Here is a 24,855-nt window from a genome sequence, read left to right as displayed (position 1 = left end):
CCGCCGACATCCACCGATCGGTTGATGGGGGTCAGCCGTACCGGTCGTGCGCCGGCGGGCGGAGCGTGAGGGTGCCGCTGCCGGTGTCGAGTTCGGCCATGGTGCCGAGGGCGACGGCGTGCGGATCCGGGCCGTGCCCGAATTCGAGCCCACCGAGCACGGGGACGCCGAGCGGGGTGAGCCGGTCGCGGAGAACGTCGACGAGGTTCCAGCCGCGGTCGGTGTAGTCCTCGAAACCGGGGAACCGTCCCAGGACGATTCCCCGCAAGCCGTCCAGGGCGCCCGAGCGGATCAGCTGGGTGAGTTGCCGGTCGACCTGTCCTAGCCCGATCGTCCGTTCGGCTTCGATCAGCAGGATCGCCCCCGTCAGATCGGGCAGTCCGGCGCCGGCCAGGCCGGCCAGCGCGCTCAGCCATCCGCCCAGCAGGTGGCCGCGGGCGTGGCCCGGCACCTCGGCGGCGGCCGACATCAGCTGAGGATGGCGATGGTGCGTCACGGGTTCGGTGCTCGTCAGCAGATGGCGGACGGTCGCGGTGGCGTGGGGGCCGACGAGGCAGCCGTGGATGCCGGGGACCCGGGCCTGACGCCAGATGGTCAGGTGCAGGTAGGTGATGTCGCTGAATCCCACCAGCGGTTTCGGGTCCGCGCGGATGGCGTCGACGTCGAGCCCGTCGAGGATCCGGTAGGCCCCCGCCCCGCCTCGGGTGGTGATGACCGCTCGGATCTCCGGGTCCGCGAAGGCGGCGTTGAGGTCGGAGAGCCGGTCCGCGTCGTGCCCGGCCAGGTAACCGCGCTGGTCGAAGACATGTTCTCCGATCTTGACCCGCAGCCCCCAGCTGCGCAGAAGCCGGGTGAGGTCCTCGACCGCGGTGGCGTCGGGAAAGCTGGCCGGCGAGACGAGGGCGACCTGGTCGCCGGTCCGCAGCCGCGGCCAAGAGGACTCGGGGGGCTCATGCGATGGAGTCGTCATCGAAGCCCTATATCCCTCTTCTCCGGGCGTCTCAACCGCCATGCCGTGGTCCTGGGTGAGGCCGAGGTCCCGTACCGAACAAGATTGGTGCAACGCCGCAGCGGCCTGACGGGACAGAAGGGCATGACGGAACTGAGAACCGCGGACCCGCCCGATCTTGAGCAGGTCTATCGCGACCAGCGGACGACGCTGCTACGCCTGGCGTTCTTGCTGACAGGCTCGCGGGAACAGGCCGAAGACCTCGTCCAAACAGCCTTCGTGACGGCGTGCGCGCGCTGGGACCGAATCCAGCAACCCCTGGCGTACCTGAAGCGGGCGGTGGTGAACCGCGCGAACAGCACGCATCGGCGATGGGCGCGCGAGCGCGGGCGACACGTTGTGGAGCGGACAACGGAGATGCCAGACATCGACGAGACCTGGACCCTCGTCAAGCAGCTGTCGGGGAGGCAGCGAATCGTCGTGGTGCTGCATTGCTACGAAGACCTCCCTCTGGTCGAGATCGCCGGCATCCTCTCCCGGCCCGCGGCCACCATCCGGTCCGATCTCAAGCGTGCTCTCGCCCGACTCAGGAAGGCAATGAAATGAACAACCGCGAAACAGAACTGGCGATCGAGCCCGAACTCGACTCCCGCTTGCGGCGGACCCTGTCCGAGGTCGCCATGACAATCGGCGACATCGACGAGCCACAGGCGGTTCCCTTGCCGCGCAGACGGCGCTTCGCGTGGGCGTTGGGCACTGTGATGATCAGCGCGCCGCTGCTCGGATTCACCTACGTCCAGATCGGCGCGGAGTACGTCGACCGGCTGCCGACCGAGAACGCGCTGTTTCAGGGCAGAAGCGGACCGGACCAGTACTGGCTCGTGCCGTCCTTCCACCAAGATGGCTGCGGCAAGCCGATGCCCGGTGTGGAGTTGGTCTCCAAACGCCGGAACATCATCGGCGCCGAGTGGGACACAGTCATCGTCACGTACAGCAAGGCGAACGAGGACGCCAAGGGCTGTTTCACCGCCAGCCCTCAGTCCGCCTCTCCCGACCAGGCCGACATCGCGGTGACGCGACTGGGGCCCGGTGATGACCACACCACCGGTTGGATCGTCTTCGGCGCCTTTCATCCTTCCGTCCACACCGTTCGCGTGACCGCACGGGATGCGGCGACACGTACTGTCACCACCCTCCCTCGCACCGATGACCCGGACGGGCCCCGCTACGCTGCGCTCACCATGCCCGCCTCCGTCACGCAGGCGACGATCACTTTGCTGGACAGCCACGGGTCGGCTGTCCCCGGCGGAGTCCGTCACTTCCAGCTCCATACGCCCGACGAATAAGCCCACTGCTACAACGAAGGCCGGCCAGGGGATGGCTCGTTCCCTGGCACATCCGGGACTTCTCGTCTTGATCTTCGTCGACCCTCTTGCCCGATCAGTCAGGTACAGATGAGCCCGCCGAAGCAGAGCGGAGCGGTCGGAGTCGCCGTTCTCACTCGCTCCGACGTACTTGGCGAAGGAACCGCCGCAGCGACCGCGTCATCGAAGTTGACAGTACGGAGCCGCGGCGTTGGCCCATGAGGTGGCGCAGCGTGTCCAGCAGGGTGCCGGTGAAGCTGCGTCCTGACACGACCCAGCATCGGCAGTCTCCCCTCCCCTGTCGGGAGGCCGTGCCCGGCACGGGGTTCTGTTACCGATCCCGCTGCCGCGGCCGGTAATGCCAGCAGTAACAGAGTGCGATCACGCTGCCCCCTATCGCGTCGGGGGACGAGTTCATGACCAGCTGATGGGATCGCCGTAATGACCAACAGAACTTCCCTCGCCGGCCGTCGTCGGCGGCTCGCAGCCGTCGCCGCGGCGGCTTCACTGACATTGACCACGGCGTGCTCGTCCTCGGACGACGTCGCCCCCGACGCGGCGCCCGCCGCTGCCGCTTCCTCCGAGGCGGCCCCGCTCAAGCTCGTCGGCATCCTCACCGTGTCCGCGCCGTCTGTCGGGTTCCCGGACCAGGCGGCGGCGATCGAGGCCGCCGTGTCCGCGGCGAACGACAGCGGCGGCATCGCCGGCCGCAAGGTCGAGCTGACGGTCTGCAACGACCAGGCCGACCCCAACGTGAGCGCGAAGTGCGCCCAGGATGCGGTCGCCCAGGGCGCCATCGCCGTGATCGGCGGCCTGTCGGTCGGCGGCAGCGGCATGGTGCCGGTGCTCGAACAGGCCGGTATCCCGCTGCTCAGCCACCCGATCAACCCGCTCGAGTTCACCAGCCCGGCTTCCTGGCCGATCCCCGGCGGCACGCCGGTGTCGTTCAGCGGGGCCGCGATCGGGCTGGTCAAGACCTACGGCTGCAAGAAGGTGGACGCGATCACACAGTCGCTGCCGTCCTCGATCGCCTCCGCCGACTTCGCCGACGCCGGGCTGAAGTCGCTCGGCATGAAGCTGAACGCGAAGATCGCGGTGCCGACCACCAACGCCGACTACGGAGCCCCGGTCGCCCAGGTCGTGTCGAACGGCGCGGACTGCGTGGTGATCGCGCTCCCGCCGGGCGAGGCCGGCAAGGCGATCACGGCCCTGGGCGCCGGCGCGCCGGGCGTGAAGGCCGGGCTCGCCGCCGCGTCGCTCACCCAGGCGCTCATCGACCAGGTGGGCAAGCCCGCCGAGGGCGTGCTGCTGTCCGACTCGTTCCTGCCGGTGAACAGTGACGAGGCCGGCATGGTCGCCTTCCGCGACGCCATGAAGAAGTACCAGCCGGACGCGAAGCCGACGTCGGCGGGCGTGGTCGTGTGGTCTGCCCTGGCCGTGGTGAAGGCGGCCGCCGAGTCCATCCAGGGCCCGATCGACGGCAAGGCGATGCAGCAGGCGCTCGGCACACTCGACGCCGTCGAGACGGGTGTCGGACCGGCCATCGACCTCACCACGCCGATCGGCATCAAGGACTTCAGCCGGATCCTGAACACGATCGTCGTCACGTACACGGTCAAGGACGGCACCTACGGCCCGGCCGCCGAGCCGTTCAGCGTGCTCGACGCCGTCAAGGCGAACGGGTGACCCAGACCGGGGACCGGACAGTGGCGGAGCCGATCCTCGAGGCGTCCGACCTCGAGGTCGGCTACGGCCACCTCCCCGTACTGAAAGGGCTGTCGGTCGCGGTCCGTCCCGGCGAGATCGTCGCGCTGCTGGGCGCGAACGGAGCCGGCAAGACCACGACCCTCATGGCCCTGTCCGGAGTCCTGACACCGATCTCCGGCTCGGTCCGGCTCGACGGCCGGCCCGCGCCGGAGGGGCTGCATCGCAGGGCCGACGCCGGCGTGGCGCTGATCTGCGAGGACCGCTCGGTCTTCATGGGCCTCACCTGCCGGGAGAACCTCCGGCTCGGCCGCGGCGGCGTCCAGGAGAGCCTGGCTCTGATGCCCGAACTGGAGCCGCTGCTGGACCGGAAGGTGGGGCTGATGTCGGGCGGCGAGCAGCAGATGCTCACCCTGGCCCGCGCGCTGGCCGGCTCGCCGAAGGTGCTGCTCGCCGACGAGCTGACCCTCGGCCTCGCCCCGCTGATCGTGGCCCGGCTGCTCACCGGTCTGCGCGCCGCCGCCGACCGGGGCGTCGGCGTGCTCATCGTCGAGGAGCGGGTCCAGCGCGCTCTCCAGATCGCCGATCGCGTCTGCGTGCTGCGCCGGGGAGAGATCGTGATCGAGGGTACGGCGGCCGAGATGGGATCGCGGCTGGCCGAGATCGAGGCCAGCTATCTGTCGGCCGCGGCCGACGAACCCGGCGCCACGATCGGAGGCCACGGGTCATGAACGGCGCCATCCAGCTCGCGCTGGTCGGGATGTCGTCGGGATCTCTCCTGGCGTTGACCGCGCTCGGCATCGTGATCGCCTATCGCGGGTCCGGGATCATCAACTTCTCCCACGGCATCGTCGGGACCGTGGCGGCGTTCGCCTACTGGGAGCTCAACGCGGGCCAGGGGCTCTCGCCCGTGCTCGCGGTGCCCGGCGCGCTGCTCGCCGCCGCGCTGTGCGGCTACCTGACCTACCGGCTCGCGATCCAGCGCATGGCGCGCATGTCGACACTGAGCCGCACCAGCGTCTCGCTGATCGTGCTCGTCGTCGTGCAGTCGGCGCTGACCTTGAGGTACGGCGCGGACGAACGCATCGTCCAGCCCATCTTCCCCACGGATCCGGTGTCGCTGTTCGGGATCCACCTGGGCAAGGACCGGATCATCACCTTCTTCATCGCCACCGTGCTCGTCGCCCTGCTCACCGCCTGCTACGGCCGCACCCGGTTCGGGCTGGCCACCGCGGCGCAGGTGGAGAACCCGATCGCGTCGGCTGCGCTGGGCATCTCCCCGGTCCGGATCGCCACCAGCAACTGGGTGATCGGCTCGGTGTTCGCCGGCGTCGCCGGGGTCCTGCTCGCCCCGATCGTCGGGGTGCAGATCGTCACGCTGACCCACCTGATCGTCCCGGCGCTCGCCGCCGCGCTGATCGGCGGGCTGCGCTCGTTCCCGCTCACGTACCTGGGCGCCCTGCTCATCGGGGTGACGCAGGCCGAGGTGACCCGCTACGTTGCCACGCCCGGCTGGGCGGACGCGGTGCCGTTCCTGCTGATCGTGCTCGTGATGGTGTGGCGCGGCACGGGCGGCGGGATCCGTACGGCCATCGTCGAGCGGCGGCCGAAGGTCGGCGACGGCCACATCCGGCCGTTCATCCTCCTCACGCTCGTCGGCGGCTCGATCCTGCTGCTCACGCTGGTGTTCGATCTCTCGTACGTGACGGCGATGACGATCACCTGCACGTACGGGATCATCCTGCTGTCCAGCGTCGTCATCACCGGTTACACCGGGCAGTTGTCGCTCAGCCAGTTCAGTTTCGCCGGCATCGGCGCGGTCATCACCGGACTGCTGCTGACCCGTACCGGAATGCCGTTCCTGCCGGCGATCGCGCTCAGCCTGGTCGCGACGTTCGTCGTCGGCGCGCTGCTCGGCGTGCCGCTGCTGCGCACCCGCGGGGTGAACTTCGCGGTGGCGACGCTCGGCTCCGCCGTGGCGATCCAGGGCGTGCTGTTGCAGAACCCGACGTACTCGGGCGCCTACACGCCCCTGACAGGGCCGCTGACGGTGTTCGGCTGGCAGGTGGACTCGCTCGTCCATCCCGAGCGGTGGGCGGTCGTGTGCCTGATCGCGTTCGTCCTCGCCGGTCTCGTGGTCGCCAACGTGCGGCGCGGGCGGGTCGGACGCCGCATGATCGCGGTACGCACCAACGAGCGGGCGGCCGAGTCCGTCGGGCTGAACCCGTGGCGGGTCCGCCTCTACGCGTTCGCCCTCTCGGCGGCCATCGCCGCGCTGGGCGGGATCCTCGTGGTGTTCCGGCAGCCGACCATGGTGTTCGAGCGGGGCTTCGCGGCCTTCGACTCGATCCTGGGGATCTCCCAGGTCGTCCTGGGCGGCATCGGTTACATCGCCGGCCCGCTCCTCGGCGTGCTCGGGCATCCCGGCGGTTTCATCTCCACGCTGCTCGACTCGGACAGCGCGACGACGCCGCTGTGGATCGCGCTCGTGGGCGGCATCCTGTCCATCTGGTACTTGCAGGCGCGGCCAGACGGGGCCGCGGAGGGCCTCGGGCGGCATATCCACCTGCCCCGCCGGTCCCGTCCGGCGCCGGTGACCGCCACGACCGCGGCCCCGCCCGGCCGCGTGCCGGAACGGACGCTGCGGGGCCAGGGGCTGACGGTCGCCTTCGGCGGGGTGGTCGCGGTCGACGACGCCTCGCTGGACGTCGGGCCGGGCGAGATCGTCGGCCTCATCGGGCCGAACGGCGCGGGCAAGACGACCCTGATCGACGCGGTCACCGGCGCGACCAGACCGAAGGCCGGCACGGTCACGCTCGGGGACAAGCCGATCGGGTCCATGAGGATGCACCGCCGGGTCAGGGAGGGGATCGGCCGATCGTTCCAGAGTCTCGAACTCTTCGACGACATGACCGTGGCCGACAACCTCAAGGCGTCGGTCGACGCGCGGTCCGGCAGCGCCTACCTGACCGACCTGGTCTGGCCGCGCCCGACGGCCTTCACCGCGGGGGCGCTCGCCGCCGTCGAGCTGTTCGAGCTCGGTCCCGACCTCGACCGGCTGCCCACCGAGCTGCCGTACGGCCGGCGCCGGCTGGTCGGCATCGCCCGCGCGGTGGCCGCCGAGCCGTCCATCCTCTGCCTCGACGAGCCGGCGGCCGGGCTGAGCTCGACCGAGTCGGCCGAGCTGGGCGTGCTGCTGCGGCGGCTCGCCGACGAGCGCGGCATGGGAGTGCTGGTCGTCGAGCACGACATGGAGCTGGTCATGCGGGTGTGCGACCGGGTGATCGTGATGGAACGCGGGCGGATCATCGCCGACGGGACACCGGGCGACGTGCGCCGTGACCCCCGGGTCATCGCGGCGTACCTCGGCGACGAGCCGACGGAAGCGGAACCTCCGGAACCCGTCGAAGCACGGAACGAGACGGCCCGTAAGAGAGAGGAAGCCGAGCAATGAGGTCCGACGATCGGATCGAGAAGGCGCTCGCCCGCGCCGTCGAGCTGGGCGAGGTCGGCGTGCAGGTCGCCGCCTACCTCGGTGACGAGCTCATCGTCGACGCGTGGACCGGCGTCGCCGACCCGCGCCACCGCCGGCCGGTCGACGGCGACACCCTGTTCCCCGTCTTCTCGGTGAGCAAGGCGTTGCTCGCGACGGCGATCCAGCTCCAGTGCGAACGAGGGCTGGTGGACATGGACGAGCCGGTCGCGACGTACTGGCCGGAGTACGGGCAGCGCGGCAAGGAGCGCATCACCGTCGGTCACGTGCTCACGCACCGGGCCGGCGTCCCGCACATGCCGCCGGACCTGGACGCCGCCGGACTGGCGGACTGGGACGCCATCACCTCCTGGCTCGCGGGCGTCGAACCGCTGCACCCGCCGGGCGAACGCTCCATGTACCACTCGATGAGTTTCGGGCACATCCTCGGCGAGGTCGTCCGCCGCACCGACCCGGAGCACCGCCCGTACGACCGGTTCCTGCGCGAGGAGCTGTGCCTGCCGATCGGCGCCGATGACGTCTGGGATGTGCTCCCGGCGGAGCACGAGCATCGGGTCGCCCGGCTGACCTGGGGGCCGAACCCGCCGAAGCGGGCGCCGATGACCGGGGTGCCGCTGCTGTCGATGCCCCCGGAGATCCGTCCGGACGCCGACCGCTGGAACGACCCCCGGTTCCGGTCGTCGTCGGTCCCGGCGGCGGGCGCGGTGATGACGGCCCGCGCCGGTGCGCGGTTCTTCAGCCTGCTCGCCAACCGCGGTGAGCTCGGCGGCCGCCGGTACCTCTCAGCCGGCCGCCTGCTCGCCCTGACCCGGCCGCGGCCGGGCGCCGGCGAGTTCGACGAGGTCTACCAGGGCACGACCTGGATCGGCACCGGCGGCTTCTGGCTGGGCGGCGAGTCTCCGCCCGCCGACCCGCTGCTCGGCCGGTCGGTCCAGGTGCTCGCGCACGCCGGGATAGGCGGGTCGATGGGCTGGGCCGACCTCGCGAGCGGCCTGGCCGTCGTCATCACCCACAACCGGATGTTCCTGGGTGCCGCGCCGGGCGCCGAACCGTTCGTCCCCCTGGCCGACGCCGTGCGCGCGGTCGCGGGCGTGGAGTAGGGAGTGACCGCCATGGAGTACCGGCCGTTCGGGCGGACCGGCGTACGGGTGAGCGCCCTGGGCCTCGGGTGCTGGATGTTCGGTGACCGGGCCGACGAGGCCGAGTCGGCCCGGATCATCGACAGGGCGCTCGACCTCGGCGTCAACTTCTTCGACACGGCGAACAACTACGGCGGAGCACCCGGGCGCAGTGAGTCGATCGTGGGGGCCAACCTGGCCAGGTCGTCCCGGCGCGACCGGGTGGTGATCAACACCAAGGCGTACATGCCGGTCGACCCCGACGACCCCAACGGGCGGGGCGTGAGCCGCCGCCATCTGATCCGCCAGTGCGAGGAGAGCCTGCGGCGACTGGGGACGGACCACGTCGACGTGTTCACGCTGCACCGGTTCGACCCCGGCACGCCGGTCGACGAGCCGTTGCGCGCCCTGGACGACCTGGTGCGCGCGGGCAAGGTCCGTTACCTGGGAGTGAGCACGTCCGCCGCGTGGGAGGTCGTCGAGTCGCTGTGGGTGGCCAAGGAGTTCGGGCTCAACCGGATCGTGGCCGAGACGCCGCCGTACAACATCCTCGACCGGCGGGTCGAGCGTGAGCTGCTGCCGATGGCCGCGACGTTCGGGCTCGCGGTCAACCCGTGGGCGCCGCTCGGCGGAGGGGTGCTCACGGGACAGTACCGGCGCGGCGAGCCGCCGCCCGAGGGCAGCAGGTACGGCGCGGGCGGCGTGCTCGCCGGGTTCGCCGGTGACCGGTTCAGCGACGCCGTGTTCGACGTGCTCGACGTGCTGGAGGAGATCGCGGCGCGGCAAGGCATGACCGTCGCCCAATTGGCCTACTCCTGGGTGGCACGGCAGCCCGGCGTGACGAGCGCGCTGTGCGGGCCGGAGCGGCTGGCCGACCTCGACTCGTGCGCGGATTCCCTGGCGATCGAGTGGACCGCCGAGGATCTGGCCGCGATCGACGCGGTCGCGCCGCCCGGTGACAAGGTCGCCGGTTGGTACGAAGCGCTAGGCGGCCCGCGCTTCCGGCCACACCCGGACAGAGTCTGACCGGACCCCAGAGCCGCTCGTCAGAGGGCCCGCCGGACCGCCCGTGCCCCGCTCCGGGGCACGGGCGGACGCCGGTCAATGACGGACTATCGGTTCGGGTGTCTCCCGACAACTGTCTGGACGCGGCGAAGATGACAGTAGGACCTGCTTACGACCTGGGCACTGGCACTTCGATGGTGTCGAATTACCAGTGCTCGCGTCATCGAAGTCGGCAGTATCCGGCCGAAGATCAAGTGTCAAGGCTTGGGTGGGCTGCCTGCATCAGACCTCGTGGCGGAGTGGGCTGAACCAGATCGGTATCCAGCTAAGCGCCATGATCGCTGCGCCTGTCCACATTGCCGTCCCGATGCCCCAGACCTCGCCAAGAAGGCCCGCCAGCAGACCACCGACGCCGACCGCACCGATAAGGATCAGGCGCATGGTGGCGTTCATCCGGCCGAGCATCGGGTCGGGTGTAACCTTCTGCCTGAAGCTGACGAGCAGCACGTTGTTCATCCCTGTCCGGAAGCACAAGATGCTCCATGCGGCCGCCGAGATCCAGACGCTCCAGCCGACGAACGGCACCAGAAGCGCGAACGGCGCAGTGGTCATGCCGACGATCCACACGGCACGCCCGCGGCCGAACCGCCGGCCGATCAGGTGAGCCGTCGAGGAACCGGCCAGCACACCGAGCCCGCCGATGGCAAGGTAAGCCCCGAGCACCCAGGCGGGATGCCCGAGCTCGTTGACGAGTAGCACGGGAAGCAGCGTCGAGCAGAGCGGGAAGGCGAGGTTCGTCATGCCGCCTTGTGTCGCGATGGCGATGAGGACCCGGTTGCCGAAGAGGAATCGCACCCCCTCGCCGATCTGCCGTCCGAGTCGCTCGCCGGGTACGGGGGCGGGCGCGGGTTCGGGCTTACTGATCCGGCGTAGCCACACGGCCGACCACAGGTAGGTGAGCGCGTCGAGCAGGATCGCCACCGGCGCGCCCGCGAGAGCCACCAACACTCCGGCGGAGCTTCTGCCGCCCACATCCATCGCCGCGTTCGTACCGACGAGCACTGAGTTCGCGGCGGTGAGCCGGTCGCGGCCGACCAGGTGCGGGACCGTGCTCTGCGAGGCGACGTCGAAGAAGAGCGTGCCGATTCCCGTCGCGATGGCGACGCCGTACAGCTGGGTCATCGTGAGAGCGTCCAGCCACCACGTGACCGTTACCGACACCAGAAGCACGGCGCGAACCAGGTCCGTCGCGATCATCACCGGGCGGCGCCTGACCCGGTCCACCCATGCTCCGGCGGGCAAGCCGAGCACGAGCACGGTGATGGTGGTGAGGGCGCTGAGCAGTCCCACTTCACCGGGCCCCGCGTTGAGGGCGATCACCGCGAGCAGGGGCATCGCCACGTAGCCGACCTGGGTGCCGAACTGGCTGACCGCCGACGCCAGGTAGAAATTTCTGAAGGAGGGGTCATGCAGGAGCGGAGGCTCGGCAACAGTTGTCATACCACCTAGATGATGGAATCGTCAGTCCGAGCGCTATTGATTAAGCAGAGGACGAATCGGATGGGCCTTGAGCTGACGTTCACCGCACAGGATGCGGCCAATGTCCGTTTCGCGGCTTCTCCTCTGTGGGAGGTCGTCGCCAGCGTGCGGGTGGTGAAGGATCCGGCCGCGCATGCCGTACTGAAGCCCTGGGCCGAACGGGTGCGGCGGCGGCTCGCCGATGTCGACTGGCGGTTGCTGTCCGACCTGGTGCCGGTGCCGACGATCTCGATCGTCGGCTTCGTCTGCCCGCCGCCCTCAACCTCCGTGCCCGACCTGGAGGTCGAGCTGGCCGGGATGGCGGCGATGGCACCCCTGGTTCAGGAGGGTCTCGACGTCTGGGACGGTCCGCGCACCCGAGCACTCCAAGAGCTCTACGCCGACCCCGTGGGCGGCCTCGAACGACTGGCCGAGGAGATCCGCAGCTACTGGGAAGCGGCCATCGCGCCCTACTGGCCGCGCGTACGGGCCCTGCTCGAAGGCGATGTGCTCTACCGCGCCAGGTTGCTGGCCGAGGGCGGCCTGCGGCGCATGCTCAGCGACCTTGACCCCGCCGTGACCTGGGAGGGAGAGACACTGCGCCTGCCCAAGACGGTCTGCGAAGGTGTGCGCCCGCTAGGCGGCCTGGGACTGTTGCTTGTGCCATCGGTGTTCACCTGGCCGCGCGTCTTCTCCATCACGACCCCGCCCTGGCAGCCCACGATCCGCTACCCCCCGCGCGGCGTCGCGACGCTCTGGGAGCACCGCGAGAGCGACCCGCCACAGGCGCTGGCCGCCGTGCTCGGCCGGACCCGCACCCGACTGCTGGCCGAACTCGACCAGCCCGCCTCGACCAGGGAACTGGCCGCCCGCCTCGACCTGTCGGAACCAGGCGCGAACCAGCACCTCACCGCTCTCCGCAGGGCCGGATTGGCCAGCGCGCACCGCACGGGGAGATATGTGCTCTATGCCCGTACGGCCGTCGCCGAGACGCTACTCGCCGGCGACGCGAGTCCCATACCGAGCGGTCACGAGTACGAACGGGCGGGAATCGCCGAAGTCCTTGACCCACCCCGCGCCCACTGACGACCAGGCCCCGAACCTCCTGCGATACACGTGCCTACTGACATCTCTGGTGCCGTACTGACATCTGCAAGGCCGTCAGACAACTGTCTGGAAGCAGCGAATCGAAGGTTTGATGCCCCGGCCGTGCAAGCCGGGGCATCTCGGCTCCAGCGGCTGGCCGGAAGCGGGTGTCCCGCGAGCCGTGTGGCGAGGGGTGAAGTCCTGCCGGGGTTCGAACCCGCCACCCGCTCACCGACGATCGGAGTCCCTGGGTCGGACTGCGAAGATCAGCCGAGCGTGAACGTCCCGGCGCGGATACGGCGCCGGCTGGGAGGGTGGACCTCATGATGGAGGACTTGCGGGACGCCGAGCGCCGACTCCAGGCCGCGCAGCTCGCTGGAGATGTCGAGGCGCTGGATCGGCTGCTGGATGATCGGCTGATCTTCACCTCCGGTGCGAACGTCGCGACCAAGGCGGACGACCTGGAGCTGCACCGCACTCGGACGCAGGTGCTGACGAAGGTGGCCGAGGAGGAGTTGACCGTGCTCGCCGATGGGCACACCGGGGTGACGTGGTTTCTCGGCACCGTCGAAGGGACCGTCTCCGGTGCGCCGTTCGCGGCCAGGATGCGCTACACCCGTACGTGGCTGTACGACGAGACGCACGGCTGGCGAATCATCGCCGTGCACGCCGGCACGACCGATTGACATCACCGACACGTTGTCCGACGACCGGCCAGCCGGATGGTCGCCGGCGAGGTTCGACCGCCCCGGGGGCGGGCCGACGCTGGAAACCAGGCCATCCCGGCAAGATCAAGGACTAGATCTTGGTATCCCGGCTCCGGCCCGTGCACGAAAGGATCAAAGCAAGAGGGATCAGAGACACCCTCCTCCATAGCACTTCCGGAAGTCGACGTGCATCTTCAGGCACTTTTTGCCGCAGCGTCCGGGTCCGTTGATCATCGCGCTGGGGAAGTGGCATCCTGGCTGTAGCGGCCCTGGGCCCATCCATGCGACCGACGGTAGACATGAGGGCATGGTCAAGAACCTCTCCCTGCTCCTGGCTGGACTTCTCGCCGGTGTCGCGATCATGCTTGCCGGTCAGTGGCCGAGGGCGGAGGTGGTGTACCGGAGCGAGCAGCCCTCCACAGTGACGTACGAGGACGACTCGGCGCACCAGCTGGGCCTGATCCGCAGGGACACGCTGTTCGGGGACGCGACACACCTGCTGGTCGTCGGCCGCGACCCCGGCTTCGGATACGGCCACTGGGTGAACGTCCACACGTCCGTCATCGACGCCGGCAAGGAGATCGCGGAGACGGCGTGGACGCCGGAGGGGGTACGGGTACGCTTCATGAGCGGGCACGAGTTGTTCGTCCCGGCTCGATACTTCCTCCACGGCCGCTGAGCGGGTCAGGACAGCGTCGGCGGCTCGGCGGGGCCGGCGTCCGGCAGCGGCTCCACCTGCGGCAGGCGGGCGACCATCGTCCACGGCGGGCGTCCGTTCCACTCAACTCCGATGGCCCGCTGTCATGTCCACTTCCAGATGGCGTGACGGACTGTCATCTTCAAGGCCGCCAGAAAACGCTGTCTGGACGCGGCGATGGTGTCTGCTGCAGCCTGACCGAAGCGTGGACGAGCCGACCAGGCGGCGCTCACGATGGGGCACGTGGTGATGTGAGACCACGGTGTGTCACAGGCAACGGTGGTTCCCCGGGTCGCGGCAATGAGCCCCTATGAACGTGTTCAGCCAGCCGCGCTAGGCTCGTCCCACTCACCTTGGGGGAAGCCGGATGAAAGTCGTGACATCCGGGGGGACCGGGCAAGTAGGCACCATTCTCAGTCGTGCGCTGACCGCCGCAGGCCATGACGTGGTGATCCTGACCAGGCGGCCCGTGCGCGATCGCGACGTCCGGTGGGATGCCGAGACCCTTGGCCCATGGGCGAAGGAACTCGACGGCAGCGACGTCGTGATCAACCTGGCTGGACGCAGTGTCAACTGTCGCTACACACCGGACAATCTGCGGGCGATGATGGATTCGCGGGTGCATTCCGCCCGGGTGATGGGTGAGGCGGTCGCGGCCGCCTCACGGCCTCCCCAAGTCTGGTTGCAGATGAGCACCGCCACCATTTACGCCCACCGCTTCGACGCCCCCAACGATGAGGTGACCGGCGTGCTCGGCGGCACCGAACCGGGCGTGCCAGGATACTGGGCTTACAGCGTTGGCGGCGTCTTCGACGTCTTGCTGCGGCTCGCGCGCCTCGGACTTGGCGGCCCGGTCGCCGGCGGCGCGCAGTACGTGTCCTGGATCCATGACCGCGACTTCGTCCGCGCCGTCGAGTTCCTGATCGACCGGGACGACCTCGCCGGGCCGGTGAACCTCGCCGCTCCCGTTCCTTTGCCGCAACGCACGTTCATGCGCGTGCTGCGCGCCGCGCGGGGCGTCCCGGTAGGCCTGCCCGCAACAAAGCGGATGGCCGAACTCGGCGCGTTCGCACTGCGCTCGGACACTGAACTCCTCTTGAAGAGCCGCCGCGTCGTTCCCGGCCGCCTACTCGAAGCGGGCTTCGCCTTCGACTACCCGCAGTGGCCTGAGGCCGCCGACGACCTCGTGCGCCGCCTGCGCGGCGGGCCTGGATCCACCATGTGAGCCTTCGGCTTCTCCAGCGACTTCGTGGCCGCCGACCGCCGGGCCAGGGCGTCATCATCTCCCGAGTCGAACCGGGGCTTGGCGCTGAGCCGCTGTAACCGTCACCAGGCGCGCCGCTGCACCCGGCGGCCTCGTCGAATGCGATTCAGCGTGGACGCAGGCCCTCGAAGAGCAGGTCGAGGAGGCGTTCGGCGGTGTCTGGCGGGGCGGTCGTCTCGTTGACCCAGGCGACGGCCGTAGCCATCTCGATGAGTTCGGAGCCGGTCAGGTCGGTTCGTGCCTGGCTGCGGGCTTGTGCGTGGCGCAGCAACTCGGTGGCGGCCTGTTCGACGGCCAGGCAGCGGGCGCCCAGCGGGCCCTCCCCCGTGCGCGTTGCCCGCGCGTAACTGGTGGCGATCCCGCGGTACCGGGTGATGTGCCGCACGAGGGCGGAGACCCACTCACGCAGGATGTCTCGCGATTCCGGCTCGTCGAGCAGTTCGATGGCCAGCGCGGCGAGGCTGTCCAGGCTTTGACCGACGATTTCGGCCGTCAGCGCTTCCTTGTCGGGAAAGTGGCGCCACAGCGTGCCCGGTCCCACACCCGCGCGGCGGGCGATGTCGTTCATCGCGGCCGTGTCGACGCCGACCTCGTCGAAGAGCGCAGTCGCCGCCTCGATCAGACGAGCTCGGTTGCGGCGCGCGTCACTGCGTCGGGGGCTTCCGGTCATCACGTCGTTCCCTCTCCCAGTTGTAACGGAGTGGCGCTCCGGTATTATCCGGAGCGATACTCCGGATTCTAGCGAGGAGCTCGTTCATGAAGTCGACGCTGCCGTTCATCGGCGCAGTGGGACTGTGGGTGCCCGGCATGGACCTACGGTCACCGGCTGCGGCCGCCGAGGTCGCCGCCGAGGTCGAGACTCTCGGCTACCGCGCACTGTGGCTGAGCGAAGGGCTGGTCCGTGACCCGTTCATGGAGGCGTCCACACTGCTGAAGGCCACCCGTTCACTGATCGTGGGAACGGGCATCGCGGTGATCTGGGGGCGCCACCCCCGAGTGATCAGGTCGCAGTCGCGGGCGCTGCTCGACGCTCATCCCGGCCGGTTCGTGCTGGGACTCGGCACGTCCCACGCCCGGCTGGTCGAGGGCGTGCTGGGCCTGCGCTACGAGCGGCCTCTGACGAAGCTGCGCGAACACCTCGACCACTTGGACGAGCCCGATCCCCTACTCGAACTGGCCGCGGTCGACAGCGGTCCGGCGCCCCAGGCACCCCGGGTGCTCGCCGCGCTGGGCCCCCGGGCCCTCGAACTGGCGCGGGACCGGTCTGCCGGCGCGTTCTCCTACCTGGTCACGCCGGAACACACAGCCCATGCCCGCGCGGTGCTGGGGCCGGACCGTGCCCTGATCGTCGAACAAGCCGTGGTGACCGGAGTGAGCGCCGACGAGGCGCGGGCCAGGGCGCGCGCCCACATCGCCGGCTACCTTCCCGGCGCACCGTACCGGGCGAGCTGGCAGCGGCTCGGGTTCGACGACGCCGACTTCGCAGATGGCGGAAGCGATCGCCTGGTCAACGCGCTGGTGGCGATCGGCGACGATGAGATCATGGCGCGGGTCAGCGCTCACCTGGCAGCAGGTGCCGACCATGTGTGCCTTCAGGCGCTGCCCACCGATCCGGTCACCCTCCCACTCGACCAGTGGCGTCGGCTCGCACACCTCACGCGGCGCTCGGCCGGTTCCGCCGCCGTCCCGATCAACTGAGAGGCACTCCCACAGGCGGTGCTTCGACGCGTGTCCGCGATGTGGCCGTGAGCGATGGTTGACGGAGCCGACGCCAGGCAGCTCGCAACCTGAGCCCACCGGCGCAGCCTGACAGAATCGTGAGCCATGATCGACGATTTCGCGAAAGACAATCTGCACGGGAGACTGCGGCGGGACCGCGAGGCGTTGCTCTGGAAACTCGACGGCTTGTCCGAATACGACGCCCGCCGACCTCTGACAGCGACCGGGACCAACCTCCTCGGCCTGGTCAAACACGTGGCCAGCGTCGAGGCCCGGTACTTCGGCGAGGTCTTCGACCGCCCATCCCCGGAACCCCTGCCTCGGTGGCAGGACTCCGACGGCAGCGACCTGTGGGCGACCGAGGACGAGACCCGCGATCAGATCATCGGGTTCTATCGGCGCACGTGGGAACACTCGGACGCGACGATCGTCGAGCTTCCCCTCGACGCCCCCGGCCACGTGCCGTGGTGGCCGGAGCCTTATCCCAACACGAACCTGTTCGCCGTCATGGTCCATGTCCTCGGCGAGTCCAACCGGCATGCCGGGCACGCCGACATCCTGCGCGAAGGCCTCGACGGCCGGACCGGGATGCGCCCCGAACACGAGAAGCAGATCGACGAGGAAGCCCGCGCCGCCTACCGCGCGAAGATCGAGCAGGTCGCCAGGGCGGCCGCACCAATGAAGGCTTAACCACAATCGCGCCACCGTGGCCCCGCCAAGGGTGGGAGCCACGGTTCATCTCCGCCCCCCACCAGCAAGATCACTTAAACGCCAGAACTCTCATTCCCCCAACGATCGTTCACAGCCCATGCGATCAGAAGCATGCTCGGTGTCAGCGCGGTGCCGTCGCGAAGACAAGGCGGTTGGCACTGGTGTAGCCGTGTTCGCGTTCGGGCCATGCGATGCGGCAGGACATCTCCGGCGGGCCTGCTGTCAGGTCCTCTGACATCCCCCGTGCCTGTCTGCCATCTGCGAGCGCGTCAGACAACAAGGAACCAGCGAGCGGGCACCCGTTGACGAATCAAATGAACGGTCTTTTAATTCGTGCATGGGGCGTATCGCCGGTGTCACCGCCGCCGAGACCCGTGAGCGGCTGCTCCGGGCGGCCGCTGAGGTGTTCGCGGAGCGCGGGTACGACGGGACCCGGGTGGCCGACATCGCCGCCGCGGCGGGGGTGAGCAACGGCGCGCTCTACGCCCACTTCGGCTCCAAGGCGGAGCTGCTGGTGGCGGCGCTGCGGGCGCACGCGAGCCGGATGCTGGCCGACCTGCTCGCCGACGATCCGGACCGGTCGGCGACCGAGCTGCTGCTGGCCATCGGGCGCCGGCTGCCCCGCCGCCGCGACGCCCCCGGCTACCTTCTCGTGGAGGCGCTGGTCGCCGCGCGCCGCGACCCGGACGTGGCCACGCCCACGCGCGACTACGTCGGCGAGCGCGCCGACTGGATCGCCGGGCTGGTGCGCGTCGCCCAGGGTGACGGCGAGCTCGACCCGGCGCTGTCGCCGGAGGCTCTGGCCCACTTCTGTTTCCTGCTCGCGATCGGCAGCGCGCTCGTCCCGCCGGACCTGCACGCGGTGGACGAGGCGGAGTGGGCCGCGCTGCTCGCCCGCGTCGTCCACGGTCTCGCGCCCGCCGAAGACACCATAAAAAGGGATTCGACACCGTGAAAGTTCAGATCAACCCCGAGCGCTGCCAAGGTCACGGCCGCTGTTACGACATCGCGCCCGGTCTGTTCGGCGAGGACGACGAGGGTTACGGGACGGTCATCGGCGACGGCGTCGTGCCGCCGGGCGAGGAACGTACGGCCCGTCTGGCGGTCTCCAACTGCCCGGAGAACGCGATCACCGTATCGGAGGAGGCTTGACATGAGCGTCGACGACCGCTTCACCCGGGACTTTCGCGAGGAGGAGGACGAGGCCCTCGGCACCCGCAGCGAGATCATCACCGGTCCCGTCGAGGACTGGGCGACGGACTTCTCGCACCTGGAGCCGGAGTGGGCGGCGGACCCGTACCCGATCCTGGACGACCTGCGCCAGCGCTGCCCGATCGCGCACACCGGCCGGTTCGGCGGCGGCTGGCTGCCGACCCGGTACGAGGACGTGGCGGCCGTCGCGTACGACACCGAGCGTTTCTCCTCACGGTCGATCGTCATGAGCAACTTCCGGCCGCCGCGAGAGCTCGCGCCGGTGGGCGGCACCCCGCCGATCTCCTCGGACCCGCCGTTCCACCACGACGCGCGCAAGCTGCTGCTGCCCGCGTTCACCAAGACCGCGGTGTCGAGGCGGGAGGCGGCGGCGCGGGCGTACTGCCACTCGCTCATCGACGCGTTCGAGGGCCGTGACGTGGTGGACGCCGCCGCCGACTACGCGCAGCACATCCCGATCCGGGTCATCTCGGACATGCTTGGCTTCCCGCCGGAGGACGGGCCGCGGTTCCGGGTGTTCATCGAGAACGTGCTCGAAGGCGTCAACCTGCCGCCGGAAGAGCGCATGGCCAACTTCCAGGAGCTCTTCGACTACCTGTACGCGCAGATCCACGATCACCTGGACAACCCGCGCGACGACCTGACCACGTACCTGATCGACGCCGAGCTGTACGGGCAGAAGCTCCAGCCGGAGCACGTGTCCGGCACCATGGCGCTGCTGCTCATCGCCGGCATCGACACCACGTGGAGCGCGATCGGCGCGTCGCTGTGGCACCTGGCGAAGACCCCCGCCGACCGTGAGCGGCTGGTGGCCGAGCCTGGGCTGCTGCCGACGGCGATGGAGGAGTTCCTGCGGGCATACGCGCCGGTCACGATGGCCCGGCTGGTCAAGGAGGACATGACCTGGCAGGGCGTGGACATGAAGGCGGACGACTGGATCCTGCTGTCGTTCCCGTCGGCGAACCGTGATCCGGAGCAGTTCGACCGGGCGGGCGAGGTCGTCATCGACCGCGAGGTCAACCGGCACGCGGCGTTCGGTCTCGGGATCCACCGCTGCGTGGGCTCCCACCTGGCCCGGATGGAGCTGCGGGTGGCCCTGGAGGTGTGGCTGGAGCGGATCCCGTCCTTCTCGCTGGCCGACCCGGAGGCGGTGCGGTGGGCCTCGGGCCAGGTTCGCGGGCCGCGCTCGCTGCCGGTCCGCATCGGCTGAGGGCCGGTGCCCCAGCGGGGCACCGGCCGGGTCAGGACTCAGTCGATGACGACATAGCGGAACGAGCTGTACTGGTTGTCCCATACGGCGTCGTGCGGCCGGCTGTGCCCGAAATTCTCGATCCGGTGCGCGTGGCCACGCCAGTAGGAATCGGTGTAGAACATCGCGGCGTTGCGGTTGGTCGCCACGCTGATGGAGGAGATCCGGTCGTTGACGTTGGTGCCGTTGAGGAACTTGTTGTTGGAGAAGTTGTTGTCGGCGGTGGTGAACCCGGCGACAGTCCCGGTCCCGCCCCGCCCTTCGTAGACGCAGACGGCGTCGGTGCAGGCGGCTGCCGCGGCCGGGGTGGCGGTCGTGACCATGGCCGCCGCGCCGAGCATGGCCAGGGCTGCGACAGAACGCGTGACACGCTTCATCGGTGGTGATGCCTTTCTTTCTGGTGGGCCCGGAACGGGAGAGCCCCGGTCCGGGAGCATGAGGGCGGGAGCCGTCAGCGCTGCCGCGCGATCGCCCGGGAGGCGGCCACCAGGGAGGTGATCGCCTTCTTCCCTTCCCGCAGTTCGTCCAGGTGCCGGGCTATCGCCTGCTGCTGGTAGGCGGCTTCGACGGCCGCCCAGGTGCGGACGACATCCGTCTGCCGCTTGCACCGGACGTCCGCGACGGCGGTCGCGATCTCCCGGGGAGTCGGCCGGTCGGTTCTGAACGCGACGTCGTTGTTCGCCGCCCGCGGCGTGGGATAGTCATGGCCGAGCCGGGCCATGCACGACGACCAGGCCGCGAAGACGCCGGTCACCCGGCTGTCGCTCAGCGAGCGCTCCCAGCTCCACCCCTTCAGGTCGGTGACGCGCCGCATCGCTTCGGCGGCGGGCACGGGGATCAGCCGGTCGTGCGCCTCCGCCTCGCACCCTCCGGGAGGGACGGCGGCGCCGGGACGTCCGGTGCCGTTGGCCGCGGCGAGGTAGCCCGGGTCGGGCGCCCGCTGCGGCCCGGCCCGCGACGCCTCCGACGGGTGGTAGCCGCGGGTCCTGGCGAGTCGTTCGTCCTCCAGCAAATAGCGCTCGTGGTTGCGGTCGATCCCCGTGGCGGGGGCGCCCGTGGGCGCCGTGAAGCCGAGCCTCGCCATACAGCCGCGGAAGAGCTCGGTCCGGGCCCGCAGGACGACGGCCTCCTCCTCAGGGGAGGCGTGATAGGCGTCGAGCGGGAGCACCAGTGGCCGCTGGTCGAGACGGAGGCCCGGGTCCAGGGGCGGCTCCGGCTCCGCCGCGCACGCGGCCAGGGACAGCAGGCATGCCGCCGCGGCGAGCGGTACGAAGCGGTCACGGATGGTTCTGGTTCCCCCGTCGTCCGAAGCCACGTTTCAGCTCCCCCTCAAGCCCCCGAGTGGATCTCCCCCGCTCCACAGCTTGTGCCAGGAGGTGAAGATGAGGCCACACCATTGCGTCCTGACGAAAAGGCGCAGATGAGGACGCGATCTCGTGGGAACGGGTGGACGATCCGGGGCGGCGGGCGGAAAGTGGTGGCGGACGCTCCACCTGACGAACCGGGAGGAACGCATGCCCACCACCCATCACGCCGAGCACGTCGGCAGCCTTCTGCGGCCGCCCGAGCTGCTGCGGGCCCGTGAGGCGCACCGGCGCGGCGAGCTGAGCGAGGAGACCCTCGCGAAGCTGACGGAGGACGCGGCGCTGGCCGCGATCGACCTGCAGCGCGAGGCCGGGATCGAGGTCTTCACCGACGGCGAGATGCGCCGGGCGACCTGGATGGCCGGCCTGCTGGAGTCGCTCGGCGGAGTGGTGCCGGCCGAGGTGACGAACTCGGCCTGGTTCAGAGGCGACGGTCAGCCGGTGCCGCCCGACGAGACCTCCTTCGACATGGTGGCCGCGAACGCCCGGCTCACCCAGAAGAAGCACCTCACCGCCGCCGAGGCCGACTTCCTGATGCGGCACGCGCCCGGCCCCTTCAAGATCACCATGATGAGCTCGTCCATGGGGAACCTGCTGTGGCGGCCGGAGATCAGCGCGGACGCCTACCCTGACCCCGGCGCGATGATGCGCGACCTGGTCGCGTTGCGGATCGAGGAGATCAGGAAGCTGATCAGGCTCGGCGTGCGGTGGATCCAGCTCGACTCGCTGGGCTACAACTTCGTGATCGACCCCGGGTTCCGCATGCGGATGTTCGGCGCCGCCGCCCCTCCCCCGGAGGTGCTGCTGGACGCCACGATCGCGGTGGACGCCGAGCTGGTCCGCGCCACCAAGGCGATCAACCCGGACGTCACGGTCGGCATGCACATCTGCCGCGGCAACAACCGCAGCGCCTGGATGTCCAGCGGCGGCTACGAGCCGGTCGCCGAACGACTGTTCGGCGAGGTCCCGGTGGACCGGTTCCTGCTGGAGTACGACACCGAGCGGGCCGGCGGCTTCGAGCCGCTGCGGTTCGTGCCCCGGGGGACCACGGTGGTGCTCGGGCTCGTCTCGTCCAAGGTACCGGTCCTGGAGTCACCCGACGAGCTGCGCCGCCGCATCGACGAGGCCGCCGCGTTCGTGCCTCCGGAGGATCTGGCGATCAGCCCGCAGTGCGGGTTCGCCTCCACCTCCAGGGGCAACCTGCTCACCGTCGACGACCAGCGGCGCAAGCTGGAGCTGGTCGCGCGGACGGCCCGGCTGGTGTGGGGTTAGCCGGCCGCCCGTGCCAGCGCCTCGGCCACCCGTTCGACGTCGGCCTCGGTCGTACGCCAGTTGGAGAAGGCGGCGCGCAGGGCGGGCACGCCGGCGTACACGGTGGGGGTGACGAACGCCTCGCCGGACGCGGCGACCGCCCGCGCCACCTCGTCGGCGCGGGACGGGTCAGCGGCGACGGTGAAGCAGACGACGTTGAGCCGCACCGGGGCGAGCAGCCGGTAGGCGGGCATGGCGGCCAGCCGCTCGCCGAGCCGGGCGGCGAGCGCGACGTCACGCCGGACGATCTCCGCGTGGCCCTCGCGCCCGTACGCGGCGAGCGTGAACCAGGCCGCCAGCGCCCGCAGCCGCCGCGAGTTCTCCGGGGTCAGGTGGACGAAGTCGGGGTCGTCGCCGACCGCGCCGAGGTACGCGGCGGAGTTCTGGAAGACCCGCGCCTGGAGGTCTCGGCGGCGGGTGAGCTGGACGGCGCTGTCGTACGGGACGTTCAGCCATTTGTGCAGGTCGACGCAGATCGAGTCGGCCTCGCCGAGCCCGTCGACCATGTGGGCGTGCTCAGGTGAGAGGGCGGCGAAGGCGCCGAAGGCGGCGTCCACGTGCAGCCAGAACGGGTGCCGCTCGCGCAGCGCGGCGATGGCCCGCAGGTCGTCGTAGTCGACGGTGTTGACCGTGCCGGCGTTCGCCACCACGATCGCCGGCTCCCCGTCCAGCTCGCGCAGCGCCTCGGCGAGCCGGTCCACGTCGACCGCCTCCCTGCCGGGCAGCGGCTCGACCCGCCGCAGCGCCGAGCGGCCGAGGCCGAGCACGGACAGCGCCTTGCCGATGCTGGAGTGCGGGCTGCCGGACAGCACCCGCACCGGGCCGAGCGCGGCGAGCCCCTGCTCCGCGACCGAGACGCCGCGCCGCTCGCCGATCCACTCGCGGGCGACGGCCAGTCCGGTGACGTTGGACATGGTGGCGCCGCTGACGAACGCGCCCTCGTACGCGACCGGCAGGCCGAGCAACTCGCGCAGCCACGAGACCGTCTCACGCTCCAGGCCGGCGGCGGCCGAGTCGAGGTCGCCCACCACGTTCTGGTCCAGCGCACCGGTCAGCCAGTCGCCCGCGAGCGCGGCGGGGGTGCTGCCGCCGGTGACGAACCCCAGGTAGCGGGGGCCCGCGCTGGCCGAGAAGCCGGGCTCCCAGCGCCGCGCGAACGCCTCCAGCGCACCGCGCGCCCCCTCGCCGCGCTCCGGCAGCGCCACCGGCTCGCGCCGCCCTGGCGGCGGCGCCACCGGCCGCTCCGCCAGCCCTTCCAGGAGGCGTACGGCGTGCTCCTGGGTTTCCTTGAGCAGGTCGGGCAGCTGTACGAGATCGTCGTCGAGTCGCGGGTCCATGGCCCCAGCGTAGGGACGGGGCCGCCGGGAGTATCCGGCCAATCACCGGCAAGTGGCCCGGAACGGATAATCCGTGGCGGACGCCGGAGGCTGGGGCTTAGCGTGGCGGGCGATGATTCACGAGAATCCCCTGGGATACCTGCTCGGCATCGAGGGCATGGCGCTGCTGCGGGCCTTCACCGGCGCGCACGGACGCGAGTTCACCGAGGCGCGCATCGCCGAGATCCGGAGATTTCTGGATGACCCGCGGTTGGCCGACGCCGCCGTGGACGTCGCCCGCGTGAACCCCGTCGCGGGCTACCGCATCTGGTCGGCCACCTACGACGGCCCCAACGCGGCCTTCGACCTCGACGAGCCGATCCTCCACGAGATCCTCGGCGCGATCCCGGCGGGCGAGGCCCTGGACGCGGCGTGCGGCACCGGCAGGCTCACGGCCCTGCTCGCCGGGTACGGCCACCGCGTGCGGGGCGTGGACAGTTCGCCGGAGATGCTGGCGCTGGCGCGGAAGAAGGCGCCCGGCCGCGAGTTCCTGCCCGGCGACCTGGACCGGCTGCCGGTGGCCGACGACGCCGTCGACCTGGTCACCTGCTCGCTCGCGCTGACGCACGTGCCCGCGCTCGGGCCGGTGCTGGCCGAGTTCGCCCGGGTGCTGCGGCCGGGCGGGCACGTGGTGCTCTCCGACATCCACCCGGACAGCGTGGCGCGCGGCGTGGTCCCGCCCGTGCGCCTGCCGGACGGCAGTCCCGGCCGCGTGACCACCTACCGGCACGGCATCGGCGACTACCTGCGCGCCGCCCTGGCCGCCGGCCTGCGCCCGCGCCGCTGCGAGGAGCTGACGCCGGAGCCGGACGACGGCCCGCCGCCCGCCCCGGCCGAGGCGCTCGGTCCCTGGGACGTGTGGCCGTGGGTGCTGACCGACCTGGCCCCGGAGGCGGCCAGGGCCGCGAGCGCCGGCCTGTCCTCGATGGTCATCTGGCACTTCCAGGCGGACTGACGACCCTCCTGGCCCGGCGGGTGTCCGCTAGCGTTACCGCCGTTGACGTCGAG

Annotated in this window: 24 protein-coding genes; 18 read left to right on the top strand and 6 right to left on the bottom strand. The window is 70.4% G+C overall.

Annotated features, from left to right (window positions below; genetic code table 11):
- Positions 1-31: 31 nt before the first annotated feature.
- Positions 32-970 (bottom strand): LD-carboxypeptidase, encoded by a 939-nt coding sequence (locus AB0K05_RS11775; protein WP_364228666.1) that lies wholly within the window; start codon positions 968-970, stop codon positions 32-34.
- 87 nt (positions 971-1,057) lie between these two features.
- Here AB0K05_RS11775 and AB0K05_RS11770 point away from each other — a divergent pair, with 87 nt between their 5' ends.
- The 7 genes from AB0K05_RS11770 (at position 1,058) to AB0K05_RS11740 (ending at position 9,654) form a co-directional block, all read left to right on the top strand.
- Positions 1,058-1,555 carry a sigma-70 family RNA polymerase sigma factor gene (locus tag AB0K05_RS11770; protein WP_364228664.1) on the top strand — a complete coding sequence of 166 codons (498 nt, stop codon included), beginning with the start codon at positions 1,058-1,060 and terminating at the stop codon, positions 1,553-1,555.
- The gene (locus AB0K05_RS11765) at positions 1,552-2,295 is read left to right on the top strand and encodes a hypothetical protein (protein ID WP_364228662.1); all 744 of its coding nucleotides are present in this window, start codon (positions 1,552-1,554) and stop codon (positions 2,293-2,295) included. The genes AB0K05_RS11770 and AB0K05_RS11765 overlap by 4 nt, the downstream gene beginning before the upstream one ends.
- 459 nt (positions 2,296-2,754) lie before the next feature.
- Positions 2,755-3,999, top strand: coding sequence for an ABC transporter substrate-binding protein (locus AB0K05_RS11760; RefSeq protein ID WP_364228660.1), 1,245 nt, complete (start codon positions 2,755-2,757; stop codon positions 3,997-3,999).
- Positions 3,996-4,748, top strand: a complete 753-nt coding sequence (locus AB0K05_RS11755) for an ATP-binding cassette domain-containing protein (RefSeq protein ID WP_364228658.1) — start codon at positions 3,996-3,998, stop codon at positions 4,746-4,748. The genes AB0K05_RS11760 and AB0K05_RS11755 overlap by 4 nt, the downstream gene beginning before the upstream one ends.
- On the top strand, positions 4,745-7,471 hold the full coding sequence (locus tag AB0K05_RS11750; protein WP_364228656.1) for a branched-chain amino acid ABC transporter permease/ATP-binding protein: 2,727 nt from the start codon (positions 4,745-4,747) through the stop codon (positions 7,469-7,471). The genes AB0K05_RS11755 and AB0K05_RS11750 overlap by 4 nt, the downstream gene beginning before the upstream one ends.
- Positions 7,468-8,610, top strand: coding sequence for a serine hydrolase domain-containing protein (locus AB0K05_RS11745; protein ID WP_148033225.1), 1,143 nt, complete (start codon positions 7,468-7,470; stop codon positions 8,608-8,610). The genes AB0K05_RS11750 and AB0K05_RS11745 overlap by 4 nt, the downstream gene beginning before the upstream one ends.
- A gap of 12 nt (positions 8,611-8,622) precedes the next feature.
- Positions 8,623-9,654, top strand: a complete 1,032-nt coding sequence (locus AB0K05_RS11740) for an aldo/keto reductase (RefSeq protein ID WP_364228821.1) — start codon at positions 8,623-8,625, stop codon at positions 9,652-9,654.
- 261 nt (positions 9,655-9,915) lie between these two features.
- Here AB0K05_RS11740 and AB0K05_RS11735 read toward each other — a convergent pair whose 3' ends face one another.
- Positions 9,916-11,133 carry an MFS transporter gene (locus AB0K05_RS11735; RefSeq protein WP_148033227.1) on the bottom strand — a complete coding sequence of 406 codons (1,218 nt, stop codon included), beginning with the start codon at positions 11,131-11,133 and terminating at the stop codon, positions 9,916-9,918.
- A 60-nt stretch (positions 11,134-11,193) separates the two neighbouring features.
- On the opposite strand from AB0K05_RS11735, the gene AB0K05_RS11730 reads away from it, so the two are divergent.
- The 4 genes from AB0K05_RS11730 to AB0K05_RS11715 all read left to right on the top strand — a co-directional run bounded on the left by AB0K05_RS11730 (position 11,194) and on the right by AB0K05_RS11715 (position 14,866).
- On the top strand, positions 11,194-12,237 hold the full coding sequence (locus tag AB0K05_RS11730) for a DUF5937 family protein (RefSeq protein WP_364228653.1): 1,044 nt from the start codon (positions 11,194-11,196) through the stop codon (positions 12,235-12,237).
- 323 nt (positions 12,238-12,560) lie between these two features.
- The gene (locus AB0K05_RS11725; RefSeq protein ID WP_364228651.1) at positions 12,561-12,923 is read left to right on the top strand and encodes a nuclear transport factor 2 family protein; all 363 of its coding nucleotides are present in this window, start codon (positions 12,561-12,563) and stop codon (positions 12,921-12,923) included.
- A 328-nt stretch (positions 12,924-13,251) separates the two neighbouring features.
- On the top strand, positions 13,252-13,623 hold the full coding sequence (locus tag AB0K05_RS11720) for a hypothetical protein (protein WP_364228649.1): 372 nt from the start codon (positions 13,252-13,254) through the stop codon (positions 13,621-13,623).
- A gap of 385 nt (positions 13,624-14,008) precedes the next feature.
- A complete protein-coding gene (locus AB0K05_RS11715; RefSeq protein ID WP_364228647.1) occupies positions 14,009-14,866 on the top strand; it encodes a DUF1731 domain-containing protein in 858 nt (285 codons plus the stop codon).
- Positions 14,867-15,011: 145 nt separating this feature from the next.
- On the opposite strand, the gene AB0K05_RS11710 is transcribed toward AB0K05_RS11715, so the two are convergent.
- The gene (locus AB0K05_RS11710; protein WP_364228645.1) at positions 15,012-15,575 is read right to left on the bottom strand and encodes a helix-turn-helix domain-containing protein; all 564 of its coding nucleotides are present in this window, start codon (positions 15,573-15,575) and stop codon (positions 15,012-15,014) included.
- An 86-nt stretch (positions 15,576-15,661) separates the two neighbouring features.
- Here AB0K05_RS11710 and AB0K05_RS11705 point away from each other — a divergent pair, with 86 nt between their 5' ends.
- The 5 genes from AB0K05_RS11705 to AB0K05_RS11685 all read left to right on the top strand — a co-directional run bounded on the left by AB0K05_RS11705 (position 15,662) and on the right by AB0K05_RS11685 (position 19,757).
- Positions 15,662-16,603, top strand: a complete 942-nt coding sequence (locus AB0K05_RS11705; protein ID WP_271276976.1) for a TIGR03620 family F420-dependent LLM class oxidoreductase — start codon at positions 15,662-15,664, stop codon at positions 16,601-16,603.
- A 126-nt stretch (positions 16,604-16,729) separates the two neighbouring features.
- On the top strand, positions 16,730-17,314 hold the full coding sequence (locus AB0K05_RS11700) for a DinB family protein (RefSeq protein ID WP_271276975.1): 585 nt from the start codon (positions 16,730-16,732) through the stop codon (positions 17,312-17,314).
- Between the two features lie 358 nt (positions 17,315-17,672).
- Positions 17,673-18,290: a helix-turn-helix domain containing protein gene (locus AB0K05_RS11695; protein WP_271276974.1), complete on the top strand. Its 618-nt coding sequence runs from the start codon at positions 17,673-17,675 to the stop codon at positions 18,288-18,290.
- Complete coding sequence (locus AB0K05_RS11690) at positions 18,287-18,487, top strand: ferredoxin (RefSeq protein ID WP_148033233.1); 201 nt, start codon at positions 18,287-18,289, stop codon at positions 18,485-18,487. Before AB0K05_RS11695 ends, AB0K05_RS11690 begins: the two co-directional genes overlap by 4 nt.
- A 1-nt stretch (position 18,488) precedes the next feature.
- Complete coding sequence (locus AB0K05_RS11685; protein WP_219551206.1) at positions 18,489-19,757, top strand: cytochrome P450; 1,269 nt, start codon at positions 18,489-18,491, stop codon at positions 19,755-19,757.
- A 38-nt stretch (positions 19,758-19,795) separates the two neighbouring features.
- On the opposite strand, the gene AB0K05_RS11680 is transcribed toward AB0K05_RS11685, so the two are convergent.
- Together AB0K05_RS11680 and AB0K05_RS11675 are read right to left on the bottom strand one after the other, a co-directional pair.
- Positions 19,796-20,173, bottom strand: coding sequence for a peptidase inhibitor family I36 protein (locus AB0K05_RS11680; protein WP_271276973.1), 378 nt, complete (start codon positions 20,171-20,173; stop codon positions 19,796-19,798).
- A 74-nt stretch (positions 20,174-20,247) separates the two neighbouring features.
- The gene (locus AB0K05_RS11675; protein WP_271276972.1) at positions 20,248-21,111 is read right to left on the bottom strand and encodes a hypothetical protein; all 864 of its coding nucleotides are present in this window, start codon (positions 21,109-21,111) and stop codon (positions 20,248-20,250) included.
- A 199-nt stretch (positions 21,112-21,310) separates the two neighbouring features.
- On the opposite strand from AB0K05_RS11675, the gene AB0K05_RS11670 reads away from it, so the two are divergent.
- Positions 21,311-22,432: a cobalamin-independent methionine synthase II family protein gene (locus AB0K05_RS11670; protein ID WP_271276971.1), complete on the top strand. Its 1,122-nt coding sequence runs from the start codon at positions 21,311-21,313 to the stop codon at positions 22,430-22,432.
- Here the strand turns inward: AB0K05_RS11670 and AB0K05_RS11665 are convergent.
- Positions 22,429-23,808: a pyridoxal-dependent decarboxylase gene (locus AB0K05_RS11665; protein WP_364228640.1), complete on the bottom strand. Its 1,380-nt coding sequence runs from the start codon at positions 23,806-23,808 to the stop codon at positions 22,429-22,431. The genes AB0K05_RS11670 and AB0K05_RS11665 overlap by 4 nt on opposite strands.
- 112 nt (positions 23,809-23,920) lie before the next feature.
- Here AB0K05_RS11665 and AB0K05_RS11660 point away from each other — a divergent pair, with 112 nt between their 5' ends.
- A complete protein-coding gene (locus tag AB0K05_RS11660; RefSeq protein WP_364228638.1) occupies positions 23,921-24,802 on the top strand; it encodes a class I SAM-dependent methyltransferase in 882 nt (293 codons plus the stop codon).
- Positions 24,803-24,855: the final 53 nt, after the last annotated feature.

This window comes from Nonomuraea sp. NPDC049486 (genome assembly GCF_040676925.1).
Taxonomy (GTDB): domain Bacteria; phylum Actinomycetota; class Actinomycetes; order Streptosporangiales; family Streptosporangiaceae; genus Nonomuraea; species Nonomuraea ferruginea.
This window is presented reverse-complemented; position numbering and strand designations above follow the sequence as displayed.

Coding starts and splice junctions, on each gene's coding strand:
- AB0K05_RS11775 (WP_364228666.1), bottom strand. CDS start 970: ATGACGACTCCATCGCATGAGCCCCCCGAGTCCTCTTGGCCGCGGCTG.
- AB0K05_RS11765 (WP_364228662.1), top strand. CDS start 1,552: ATGAACAACCGCGAAACAGAACTGGCGATCGAGCCCGAACTCGACTCC.
- AB0K05_RS11760 (WP_364228660.1), top strand. CDS start 2,755: ATGACCAACAGAACTTCCCTCGCCGGCCGTCGTCGGCGGCTCGCAGCC.
- AB0K05_RS11750 (WP_364228656.1), top strand. CDS start 4,745: ATGAACGGCGCCATCCAGCTCGCGCTGGTCGGGATGTCGTCGGGATCT.
- AB0K05_RS11745 (WP_148033225.1), top strand. CDS start 7,468: ATGAGGTCCGACGATCGGATCGAGAAGGCGCTCGCCCGCGCCGTCGAG.
- AB0K05_RS11740 (WP_364228821.1), top strand. CDS start 8,623: ATGGAGTACCGGCCGTTCGGGCGGACCGGCGTACGGGTGAGCGCCCTG.
- AB0K05_RS11735 (WP_148033227.1), bottom strand. CDS start 11,133: ATGACAACTGTTGCCGAGCCTCCGCTCCTGCATGACCCCTCCTTCAGA.
- AB0K05_RS11730 (WP_364228653.1), top strand. CDS start 11,194: ATGGGCCTTGAGCTGACGTTCACCGCACAGGATGCGGCCAATGTCCGT.
- AB0K05_RS11725 (WP_364228651.1), top strand. CDS start 12,561: ATGATGGAGGACTTGCGGGACGCCGAGCGCCGACTCCAGGCCGCGCAG.
- AB0K05_RS11720 (WP_364228649.1), top strand. CDS start 13,252: ATGGTCAAGAACCTCTCCCTGCTCCTGGCTGGACTTCTCGCCGGTGTC.
- AB0K05_RS11715 (WP_364228647.1), top strand. CDS start 14,009: ATGAAAGTCGTGACATCCGGGGGGACCGGGCAAGTAGGCACCATTCTC.
- AB0K05_RS11710 (WP_364228645.1), bottom strand. CDS start 15,575: ATGACCGGAAGCCCCCGACGCAGTGACGCGCGCCGCAACCGAGCTCGT.
- AB0K05_RS11705 (WP_271276976.1), top strand. CDS start 15,662: ATGAAGTCGACGCTGCCGTTCATCGGCGCAGTGGGACTGTGGGTGCCC.
- AB0K05_RS11700 (WP_271276975.1), top strand. CDS start 16,730: ATGATCGACGATTTCGCGAAAGACAATCTGCACGGGAGACTGCGGCGG.
- AB0K05_RS11695 (WP_271276974.1), top strand. CDS start 17,673: ATGGGGCGTATCGCCGGTGTCACCGCCGCCGAGACCCGTGAGCGGCTG.
- AB0K05_RS11685 (WP_219551206.1), top strand. CDS start 18,489: ATGAGCGTCGACGACCGCTTCACCCGGGACTTTCGCGAGGAGGAGGAC.
- AB0K05_RS11680 (WP_271276973.1), bottom strand. CDS start 20,173: ATGAAGCGTGTCACGCGTTCTGTCGCAGCCCTGGCCATGCTCGGCGCG.
- AB0K05_RS11670 (WP_271276971.1), top strand. CDS start 21,311: ATGCCCACCACCCATCACGCCGAGCACGTCGGCAGCCTTCTGCGGCCG.
- AB0K05_RS11665 (WP_364228640.1), bottom strand. CDS start 23,808: ATGGACCCGCGACTCGACGACGATCTCGTACAGCTGCCCGACCTGCTC.
- AB0K05_RS11660 (WP_364228638.1), top strand. CDS start 23,921: ATGATTCACGAGAATCCCCTGGGATACCTGCTCGGCATCGAGGGCATG.